This is a genomic window from Pseudarthrobacter sp. lyk4-40-TYG-27, from assembly GCF_030209295.1.
Lineage (GTDB): Bacteria > Actinomycetota > Actinomycetes > Actinomycetales > Micrococcaceae > Arthrobacter.
The window spans coordinates 66,300-73,074 of record NZ_JARVSH010000013.1 but is presented as its reverse complement, the minus strand read 5'-3'; the positions used below and the strand labels follow the sequence as shown (position 1 = coordinate 73,074).

The following is a 6,775-nucleotide window of genomic DNA, read 5'->3' as shown; positions in this document are numbered from 1 at the left end:
AACAATTGGTATCAACAAACTTGGCACACTATTGAGTTCTCAAACAACAGACACATTCGAATATTCCCGGAAGAAATTCACTAAACTGAATTATATATTCCGTATTTCTTCGCTGCGATGTTTCCATCTTATTCCATTCATATTCACTTTCGCAAATCCGGTTATTTTTCCGGAATTCACTCGGTGGAATGAATCCGCCCAGCAGAATGGGAAGCAATTTCTCCAGTTCCACGCTGTGCGCGGTAAGAATTGCTTCTCATCAGTTGGGGGTTGTCGCCACTCAGCGGCGGCGACTCAGAAAACAATACACGCCCCCCGGCGGCCGTGCAAATCGGCTGCCGGGAGGCGTGCATCAAGCATCCGAAGGTGCTAGGGAACCAGCACCTCAACCGTGGCCAGGTTCTTCTTGCCCCTGCGCAGGAGCAAATACTGGCCATGCAGGAGTTCAGACTCGGAAATCACGGCCTCAGGATCCGAGACTTTCTCGTTGTTAACGTAGGCGCCGCCCTCCCCCACGGTTCTCCGGGCAGCCGACTTGCTTTCAGAAAGTCCGGACGCCACCAGGAGGTCGACGATTCCCATCCCGTCCACCTGCACCGTGGTGGTGGGAAGTTCGGAGGTTGCCGCCTGCAGGGTTGCCTTGTCCAGCGCGGCCAGGTCGCCGTTGCCAAAGAGCGCCGCCGAGGCGGCAATGACCTTCTCGGTGGCGTCGACGCCATGCACCAGCGAGGTGACCTCGAAAGCCAACTTCCGCTGGCCTTCCCTGGCAAAGGGACGCTCCGCCACCGAAACTGCGATCTCTTCGATCTCGGCCCGCGTCAGGAAGGTGAAGACCTTGAGCCGGTCCACGACGTCGGCATCGGACGTGTTGAGCCAGAACTGGTAGAACGCATACGGGCTGCACATGCCGGCATCGAGCCAAATGGCGTTGCCCTCGCTCTTGCCGAACTTGGTTCCATCGGAGTTGGTGATCAAGGGAGTGCCGAGGGCGTGTACGCTCTTGCCCTCCACCTTGCGGATCAGCTCCGTACCGCTGGTGAGGTTGCCCCACTGGTCGGAGCCGCCGGTCTGCAGTACGCAGCCGTAGTCGCGGTAGAGCTGGAGGTAGTCCATGCCCTGCAGGATCTGGTAGCTGAATTCGGTGTAGCTGATGCCTTCATCGGAGTTCAGCCGGGAGGCCACAGCGTCCTTGCGCAGCATGGTGCCCACCCGGAAGTGCTTGCCCACTTCACGCAGGAAGTCGATGGCGCTCAACGGCGCCGTCCAGTCCAGGTTGTTCACGATCCTTGCAGCGTTGTCCCCTTCAAAGCTGAGGAAGCGGCTGACTTGGGCCTGGAGGTAGCCGACCCACTCCGCAACCGTGTCCTTGGTGTTCAAGGTGCGCTCCGCCGTCGGACGGGGATCGCCGATCATGCCGGTGGAACCGCCAACCAGCCCCAGCGGTTTATGCCCGGCCAGCTGGAGCCGCCGCATGACCAGCAGCTGGACCAGGTTGCCCAGGTGCAGGCTCGGCGCGGTGGGGTCGAAGCCGCAATAGTAGGTGACCGGCCCATTGGCGAGGAGCTTCTCCAGCTCTGCTTCGTCCGTGGAGACATGGACCAGCCCACGCCACTTCAGTTCCTGCCAAATGTTGGCGAAAGTGGGGTCGTTGCGCTGCGGTTTGAGGTTGTTCAGTTCAGGCACGCTTCCTAAGTTAGCAGTAACGCCGGGACCCCGGTCAGCCGGCTATTCCGGCCGGTACAGGTTCTGCGGCAATCAACCGGAGCCGCTGCGTGGCGCGGGTCATGGCAACGTAGAGATCCCCCACCTTGCCGTGCTCGTGGTTGAGCATGACGGAAGGTTCCAGCACCACCACACCGTCGAACTCCAGTCCCTTCGCCTCGCGCGGGCTGATTACCACGATGTCCTGTTCGTAGCTTCCCGCGCCGGTACCGATCCGCCGGCCGTAGGCCGCACGCAGGGCGGAAGTTGCCTGGGGCAGGAGGTCACCGTCGGCGATGACGGCGAGCAGGCCGCCGTCGAGCGCTCCCAACTCCTCCGGAAGGACCTCGAGAAGCCGGTCCACCACGCCGCCGGCAGCAACCTCATCGATGATGGGTGACCAGCGTCCTTCACGTACGGCCTTAGGAGCGGACACCACCAGGCCGGCGGCGTTGGCCATTCTGACCGCGGCCTCGGCGATCTGGGACGGCGTACGGTAATTGACCGTCAACTCTTCCAGCTGCCACCGGTCACCGAACATCGGGGCCAGTGCGCCCTGCCAGGAGTTGGCACCGGCCACGGAACTGGTCTGGGCGATGTCCCCCACGATGGTGAAGGACTTCAGCGGGCAGCGCCGGACCAGCAGCCGCCACTGCATGGGCGAGAGTTCCTGCGCCTCGTCCACCACGATGTGCCCGAATGCCCAGGTCCGGTCACTCGTGGCACGCTCGGCAGCGGTCTGCCGGGCGCCCTGCTCCTGGTTCTGTTCAGCAAGCTCCTCAGCGGACATCAGCGGGTCCACGCCGGCAGCCTGCATGTTGACCAGGGTCTGTTTTGCGTTGGCAAGGTCCCGGGCCCGGTCGTGCTCCTGCTGGGCCAGCCCCCGTCCGGCGGCCGGGTCCAGCTCGCCCAGCAGCTCGGCGGCCTCATCCAGCAGCGGCACGTCCGGCTCGGTCCAGGGAGCGTCGGCGGGGCGCAGCAGCAGCGCCCGCTCCTCCGGTGTCATGTTGGGGGTGCAGAATTCCAGGATTTCCGGCTTGCTGAAGAGGTCCGAGATCAGCTTTTCCGGAGTCATCGGCATCCAGCACAAGTTCAGCGCAATCCGCACGTCCCGGGCAGTGCGCACATCCTCGGTCAGGTACGAGCGGTCCGCATTGTTCCCGATGCTCCCGGCCTCAACGAGTTCGGTCATCTGCTCGGTCAGCTCGCGCAGCAGGATCTTGACGAACGTCACCCGGGCTTCGTTGTACGGCTTCCCGGTGGCGCGTGCACGTTCCCGGGCACGACGGACCTGCCGGGGCGTCAAGGTCAGCTTGCGCCCGTCCACCTCGAGGATCCGGTTCCGGGCGGGGACACGCATCCGGTTGGACACGGCGTTGGCCACGATGGCGGCCATGTCCAGGCGACCCTTGATGGCCGCCACGTCGGCGTTGGTTTCGGGCACGGCGTGGATGCCCGGCATCAAGCGGCCAACGCTGGCCATGACAACCCCCGTCTCGCCGAGCGAGGGCAGCACCCGTTCGATGTATTTCATGAACGACGACGACGGCCCCACCAGCAGGACGCCGGCGCTCTTGAGCCGGTCACGATGGGTGTAGAGCAGGTAGGCGGCGCGGTGCAGCGCCACGGCGGTCTTGCCCGTGCCGGGGCCGCCCTGGACCACCACGGCACCGGAGATCGAGGACCGGATGATGCGGTCCTGCTCGGACTGGATGGTGCTGACGATGTCCGACATCCGGCCGGTCCGCTTGGAGTTCAGGGCGGCGAGCAGGGCCCCTTCGCCCTGGAGCGATTCGGCGTCCGTCAGCATGCCTGCGTCAAGGACGTCGTCCTCGATGGCTTTGACGTCGCGGCCCTGCAGGATCAGGTGCCGGCGGCGCCGCACACCCTGCCGGTCGAAGGCGGTGGCCTGGTAGAAGTGGCCGGCCTCGGGTGCCCGCCAGTCCACCATCAACCGCTGCAGGTCCTCGGTGGTCAGCCCGATGCGCCCGATGTACTGGGCCTCGCCGGAATCCAGGTCCAGCCGGCCGAACACCAGCCGGTCATCCACGGCGTCCAGCTGGGCCAGGCGGTCCTCATACAGTGCGGCAAACGCATCACGTTCGGAAACGTTCTGCATGGTGCCCACGGCTCCGGCACGGCGGACCTGCGCCAGTTGGCGGCGCTTTTCCTCACGGAGCTCCTCCAGCCGGGCATACAGGCCGGCAACATAGTCCCGTTCGTGGGCCAATTCGGCGTCGAGCATCAACGTTCCCCTATCGCGAAAGACAGACCGTCCATTCTACAACCATTTCGATTAACGCAGGCGAAACGTGCCGGCCCCGGGCGGCCCGCCGGCCGCGGGCCTCCGGGTCCGCGGCTTGGCTGCCTTGTATTTGGAAACCGTGGGGTCGCCGGTGAGCCAGAACCGCCAGGCGTAGCGGTCCGATCCCCCGGCCCCGGCCACGCCCACCCGCGGACCGGAACTGACGGGACCGGCCGGACCGGAGGGAAGCTCCAGCCCGAACGGCGGTGCCAGCGCATCCCGGCCGCTGTCCGCCGTCGTCATGCCCAGCGCCTTGGCCAGGCGGGCCGGGCCGCTGGCAAGGTCGGCGGGGGTTTTCGACGTCGGACGCCGGCGTTGCGCCACGTCCAGCCCGCCGACGATTTCCCCGGCCCGCAGCAGCAGGGCGGAAGCCACCCCGTCGGGTCCGCACACGATGTTGGTGCAGTGATGCATGCCGTAGGTGAAGTAGACGTAGAGGTGCCCGGCGGGACCGAACATCGGCGCGTTGCGGGGCGTCGGGCCGCGGTAGGTGTGCGAGCCGGGATCGGGATGCAGGGAGTCCTCCGGCCCAAGGTAGGCCTCCACCTCGGTCAACCGCACGGACACGGTGCCGTCCCGGGACTCGTGGGTCAGCACGGCGCCAAGCAGCAGCGGCGCGAGTTCCCGGGCGTCCCCGGACAGGAAATCCCGGAGCAGCCCGGTGGTTGAAGGGCTCTCATCCATTGCTCGACTGTACCCAGAAATCCGCTGTTCCCGCGGGAACCAACGGGCATCCGGCACCAACCACGGCGATGTCCGATTTCCGCTAGTAGCAGTGGTGCGGGGCTGGCAGGATGGAGGCATGGACTTCTGGCAGCGCTACCGGGCAATCGATGCCCGCGACCCCCGGTTCGATGGCCAGTTCTTCACAGCCGTCCGCACCACCGGGATCTATTGCCGTCCCTCGTGCCCGGCCCGGACGCCAAAGGCATCGAACGTGACGTTCTACGAGACGTCCGCGGCCGCCCACGAGGCAGGGTACCGGGCCTGCAAACGTTGCCTGCCGGAGGCTGTCCCGGGGACACCGGCATGGAACGTGCGCCAAGACGTTGCCGGCCGGGCGATGCGCCTGATCAACGATGGCGTCATCAACCGGGACGGTGTGGCGGGTCTTGCTGCCCGGCTGGGCTACTCCGCCCGGCAGCTCAACCGCATCCTCGGCCAGGAACTGGGTGCCGGTCCGTTGTCGCTGGCCCGGGCGGCGAGGGCACAGACGGCGCGCACCCTGTTGGTGTCCACGTCCATGAAGTTTGCGGATGTGGCCTTCGCAGCCGGTTTCAGCAGCATCCGGCAGTTCAACGACACCATTGCCGAAGTCTTCGACCTGACCCCCACGGCACTGCGGCGGACCACCCGGCATCCGGCAGCCGCCGGGGGCGCCACCGCCCTGACCCTGAGCCTGCCCTACCGGGCGCCCTTCGATACCGGTATTTTCTCCTTCCTGGCCGTGCGTGCCATTCCGGGAATCGAGGAGGGCACGCCCACCTCCTATGCCCGGACCCTCCGCCTCCCGCACGGCGACGCCCGGTTCCGGGTGGAGTACGACGACGCCGCGCGGGGGCGGCCGCTGACCCTCACCGTCGGCGCGGTGGACCTGCGCGACCTGCCGGCGCTGCTGAGCCGCGTGAGGCGGCTGTTCGATCTCGACGCGGACCCGGAAGCGATCGACAGCACCCTTGCTGCGGACCCCCGACTGGCGGACTCCGTTTCAGCTGCCCCCGGGATGAGGCTGCCCGGGGCGCTGGACCCGCAGGAACTGTTGGTGCGGGCCATGGTGGGGCAGCAGATCACGGTGGCGGCCGCCCGGACCGCACTCACGCAACTGGCCGCCGCCGGCAGCCCCGCCAGCGCCCCCTGCGGGGGCCTGGAACGGCTGTTTCCGACGCCGGCGCAGATCGCCGCAGCGGGGCATGTGCTGCGCGGACCCCGGCGAAGGATCGAATCGCTGCTGAACGCGGCGGATGCGATGGCCGGCGGGCGGCTCGAATTCGGGTACGGCGACGATGTGCCAAGCCTCACCGGGGCCCTGCTTCCCCTGCCGGGGGTGGGACCATGGACGGTGGGATACGTGGCAATGCGCGTCCTGGGCGCCCCGGACATCTTCCTCGCCAACGACGCCGCCGTCCGGAACGGCATCCGCGCCCTCGGCACCGGAGGCCACACCCTCACACCGGACTTCCGGGAAACCAGCCCCTGGCGTTCCTACGCCACCATGCACTTGTGGCGCGCCGCGGCACGGCCCGCCACTCCATCCACCCCCGCGAAAGGGATGCCATGAAAGCCCAACTGCTGCAACTGTCCACCCCGGACGGTCCGTTTACCATCCTCGCCAGGGACGGCATGGTCCTGGCCTCGGGCTGGACGGCCGGCCTGCCGGAATTGATCGGGCAGGTCCACCCCGCGCTGCGTCCCGAGGACGTGGAGGAGGTGGCCGGCCTGGCGGGAATCTCGTCCGCCGTCGAGGCCTTCTACGACGGCGACCCGGCGCCCGCCATGGCCGTCCCGGTCCTGCAGCGGTCCGGGCCGTTCCGCGCGCACGCCTGGGATGTGCTGCGGGAGGTCAAACCGGGTTTCCCGGTGACGTACAGCGAGTACGCGGCCCTGGCAGGGAACCCCAAGGCAGTGCGGGCGGCGGCCAGTGCGTGCGCCTTTAACGCGGCGGCCCTTTTTGTCCCATGCCACCGGGTGATCCGGACTGACGGCTCTTTGGGCGGGTTCCGCTGGGGCCTGCCTATCAAGGAGAGCCTGCTGGCCCGCGAGGCCGCGTAG

General features: G+C 66.9%; 5 protein-coding genes. 2 read left to right on the top strand and 3 right to left on the bottom strand.

Features of this window, described 5'->3' with window-relative positions; genetic code table 11:
• Positions 1–369: 369 nt before the first annotated feature.
• From tyrS to QRM96_RS19465, 3 genes are read right to left on the bottom strand one after another with little or no spacing between them, the layout of a single operon-like run.
• Positions 370–1,683, bottom strand: a complete 1,314-nt coding sequence (tyrS, locus tag QRM96_RS19475) for a tyrosine--tRNA ligase (RefSeq protein ID WP_285320627.1) — start codon at positions 1,681–1,683, stop codon at positions 370–372.
• Between the two features lie 34 nt (positions 1,684–1,717).
• Positions 1,718–3,946, bottom strand: coding sequence for a HelD family protein (locus tag QRM96_RS19470; protein ID WP_285320626.1), 2,229 nt, complete (start codon positions 3,944–3,946; stop codon positions 1,718–1,720).
• A 51-nt stretch (positions 3,947–3,997) separates the two neighbouring features.
• The gene (locus QRM96_RS19465; protein WP_133832565.1) at positions 3,998–4,690 is read right to left on the bottom strand and encodes a DNA-3-methyladenine glycosylase; all 693 of its coding nucleotides are present in this window, start codon (positions 4,688–4,690) and stop codon (positions 3,998–4,000) included.
• A 118-nt stretch (positions 4,691–4,808) separates the two neighbouring features.
• On the opposite strand from QRM96_RS19465, the gene QRM96_RS19460 reads away from it, so the two are divergent.
• Complete coding sequence (locus QRM96_RS19460) at positions 4,809–6,284, top strand: AlkA N-terminal domain-containing protein (RefSeq protein WP_285320625.1); 1,476 nt, start codon at positions 4,809–4,811, stop codon at positions 6,282–6,284.
• Positions 6,281–6,775, top strand: a complete 495-nt coding sequence (locus QRM96_RS19455; protein WP_133832567.1) for a methylated-DNA--[protein]-cysteine S-methyltransferase — start codon at positions 6,281–6,283, stop codon at positions 6,773–6,775. The genes QRM96_RS19460 and QRM96_RS19455 overlap by 4 nt, the downstream gene beginning before the upstream one ends.